This is a genomic window from Micrococcus sp. ACRRV (assembly GCF_022346985.1).
GTDB classification, from domain to species: domain Bacteria; phylum Actinomycetota; class Actinomycetes; order Actinomycetales; family Micrococcaceae; genus Micrococcus; species Micrococcus porci.
This window is the reverse complement of the sequence record NZ_JAKRNH010000165.1, coordinates 1-3060: the sequence shown is the minus strand read 5'-3', so window position 1 is coordinate 3060 and position 3060 is coordinate 1. Positions and strand designations below refer to the sequence as shown.

At 72.5% G+C, this 3060-nt stretch carries 4 protein-coding genes; all 4 read right to left on the bottom strand.

Annotated features, from left to right (window positions below; all coding sequences use genetic code 11):
• Window positions 1-482: spermidine synthase (locus MHY29_RS11685; protein WP_370643533.1), on the bottom strand; the 482-nt coding region annotated here is incomplete at its 3' end.
• A 111-nt stretch (window positions 483-593) separates the two neighbouring features.
• A complete protein-coding gene (locus MHY29_RS11680) occupies window positions 594-1106 on the bottom strand; it encodes a GNAT family N-acetyltransferase (RefSeq protein ID WP_239241421.1) in 513 nt (170 codons plus the stop codon).
• A 34-nt stretch (window positions 1107-1140) separates the two neighbouring features.
• The gene (locus MHY29_RS11675) at window positions 1141-1446 is read right to left on the bottom strand and encodes a thiamine-binding protein (RefSeq protein WP_239241419.1); all 306 of its coding nucleotides are present in this window, start codon (window positions 1444-1446) and stop codon (window positions 1141-1143) included.
• Window positions 1447-1597: 151 nt separating this feature from the next.
• Complete coding sequence (locus tag MHY29_RS11670) at window positions 1598-2959, bottom strand: Nramp family divalent metal transporter (protein ID WP_239241417.1); 1362 nt, start codon at window positions 2957-2959, stop codon at window positions 1598-1600.
• Window positions 2960-3060: the final 101 nt, after the last annotated feature.

The following is a 3060-nucleotide window of genomic DNA, read 5'->3' as shown; positions in this document are numbered from 1 at the left end:
GGGTGTACCTGCTGAACATCGGCGGTGGGGTCGGCCGGGTCGGGGGCGAAGACGTCCCGGAACACGACCTCACGGGTGGCGTCGCGGAGGCCGGCGAGCACCTCCCCCGCCTCGCCCACGCGGATCTTCAGCTGCGGGGCGCGGGGCAGGTCGAAGTGCTCGCGCGCGACGGCGGCCAGGCCGGCGTCGAGCTCCACGGCCAGCTGGTGCGAGGCCGGGTAGGTGTGCGTGACCCAGCGGGCGAAGGTGCAGCCGGCCCCGCCGAGGTGCAGGACGCGCAGGCGCGCGTCCGGGGCGAAGCGGTGCGTGAGGACGGCCGCGGCCCAGCGCATGTACTCGAAGCCGAGGGTCTCCGGGCGGTCCGGGTTGAGCTGCGAGGACTCCACGCCGTTGACCTTGAGGAGGAACACGCCGTCCGTCCACGGGTCCGGGACGATCTCGGCCGTGCCGGAGCTGATGGGGAAGGTGCCGGGCGTGATCATGGACCGATTCTCCCGCGCCCCGGCCGGGCGGGGACTGTGCGGGCGGGACACGCCGGGCCGGCGTGGGCGGAAGCGGCGTGTCGCGCCCTGAAAACGAGGGTGGGCAGCGGGTCAGCGGCGGACCATGCGCTGCTCCCGCGCGTCGCCCCACGGGCCGCCGAGCACCGCCGGCTCGCCGACCGCCACGAAGCTGTGGCGCTCGTAGAACGCGATCGCCCGCTCGTTGCCGACGAGGACGTCGAGTCGGGCGGGCCGCCCGCCGACGGCCGCCCGCAGCAGCGCGGCCCCGAGGCCGGCGCCGTGGAGGCGGGCCCGGACATACAGCGCGATGAGCTCGCGCCCCTCGGGCCCCAGAGCGGGGTCGTCCGCCGGGCCCGCGGCCGCCATCCCGACGACGACGCCCGCTCCCTCCGCGAGCCAGACCTCCATCCCGGGCTCGCCCAGGAGCCGGGTCCACGCCTCGACGGCGCGGGGAAGCTCGGCCTCCTGGGCGGCGAGGAACCCGGGCTCCAGCAGGTGCGCATAGGTCTCCCGCCAGGCCGCGTTCTTCATGGCGAGCACGGCGGGCAGGTCGTCGGGCCCGGCGGGGCGGACGGTCGGTGCCGGGGCGGACGGAGGGTTCACATCGCGAACGACAGCGTCCGACGCGCCGTCCGTTTCACGCACGAAAGCGGTCGGGGGTGGCGGGGGTGCCGTCCGTGAGGGCGGCCTCGAGGCGCTCCAGCTTGCCGTCGAGCTCGCCGGTGCGGCCCCGCCGGATGTCCGCCTTCAGCACCAGCGAGACCCGCGAACCGTAGGGCTCCACGGCCTCCACGGCGCGCTTGACCACGCCCATCACCTCGTCCCATTCCCCCTCGACCTCGGTGAACATCGAGGAGGTCCGGTGCGGCAGGCCCGAGGCGCGGACCACGGCGACGGCGGCCGCCACCGCGCGATGCACCGAGGCGGGGCACTCTGGGTGCATGATCGTCGCCTTCTCCCAGAGTGTCCCGCCTCCGTCGCCGGCGCCAGACCGACGCCGCCCGTCCCGTCGTGTCCACGACTCGCCGCAGGGGGCCGGGGGCGTGCGGCGAGTCGTGCACACAACGCTGGGCCAGGCGGCCGCCGGACTGCCGTCAGCCGCCGATCAGCGGCTTCAGCGCCTTGAGCAGCTCGTTCCCGCCGATCACCAGGAACACGGCCGTGGTCAGGGCCAGCAGGACGTTGCGCACCCAGCCGTTGCGGAACTTCCCGGGCACCCTGCGGGAGTTGTTGAGGAACAGCAGGGTCACGGCCAGGAACGGCATGAACAGGGCACCGAGGGTGCCGTAGAGCAGGATCAGGAAGATGGGCCGATCGAGGAACAGCAGCACCATCGGCGGGAACGTCAGCCACAGCAGGTAGAAGCGGCCGGGCTTCGAGGCCAGGGACGGGGCGTCGTCCTGGTCCAGCTCGTCGGCGGGGCGACGGAAGTTCGTCCAGAAGTCCGCGAACATCAGGGACACGCCGTGCCACACGCCGATCACGGAGGAGAAGGACGCCGCGAAGAACCCGATGAGGAACACCGTGGCCCAGACGTCGCCGTACCGCTGCGCCAGGACGTCGCCGACGTCGAGCAGGCCCTTGTCCCCCGAGGAGATCGCGATGCCCGCCGAGTGCAGCAGCTCCACGCCCATGATCATCGTGGCGATCACGAACACGCCGGTCAGCACGTAGGAGACCGTGTTGTCGAAGCGCATGACCCGCATGTACTTGGGGGTGTTCCAGCCCTTCTCGCGCAGCCAGTAGCCGTACGCGCCGAGGGTGATGGTGCCGCCGACGCCGCCGGCCAGGCCCAGGACGTAGAACATGACGTCCGGGTCGCCGGAGGGGATGCGCGGGACCAGGCCGCCGAGGATGTCCCCGAGGTTCGGCACGGTCAGGGCCGCGGAGATCAGCACCGTCACGAACATGACGCCGATCAGGACTGTCATGACCTTCTCGACCAGCCCGTAGCGGTTCAGCCAGACCAGGCCGAGGCCCACCAGGCCGGAGGCGATCGCGAAGACCTTGGAGTCGACCCCCGGGAAGAGGGCCGCCAGCGGCAGGGCGGTGGAGGACATGGCCGTGGCGCCGTACACGAAGCCCCAGATCAGGATGTAGGGGCCGAAGTACCAGGAGGTCCACGACCCGAGCCCGCGCCAGCCCTGGAAGATCGTCTTGCCGGTGGACAGGTAGTACCGGCCCACGCCCTCCACGAGGACGATCTTGAAGACCACGCCCAGGACCACGGCCCACAGGAGCATGTAGCCGTAGCGGGAGCCGGCGGTGAGGGTGGCCACGAGGTCCGCGGCGCCCACGCCCGTGGCGGCGGCCACGATGCCGGGGCCGAGCGAGTTCCACTTCGGCTTGATGGGGGTCTCGTTGAGTTCGGCCTCGGTGAAGCCGACGATGTCCGGGTCGTGGACCGGGTGGTGCCGGTCGACGAGCCCGTGGCCCGGAGGGGGGGTGTGCGACATGGGGGGGTCCTCGAATCGGTGCGAAGGATGCGGGGTGACCCTCCTCACTCTATGCCGTGCTCCGGACCGCCCCGGGGCGTGCGTCCGTCGCCCGCCCCTCC

Bases quoted from the DNA above. Each gene is read 5' to 3' on its own strand.
- MHY29_RS11675 (WP_239241419.1), bottom strand. From the start codon at position 1,446: ATGCACCCAGAGTGCCCCGCCTCGGTGCATCGCGCGGTGGCGGCCGCC.
- MHY29_RS11670 (WP_239241417.1), bottom strand. From the start codon at position 2,959: ATGTCGCACACCCCCCCTCCGGGCCACGGGCTCGTCGACCGGCACCAC.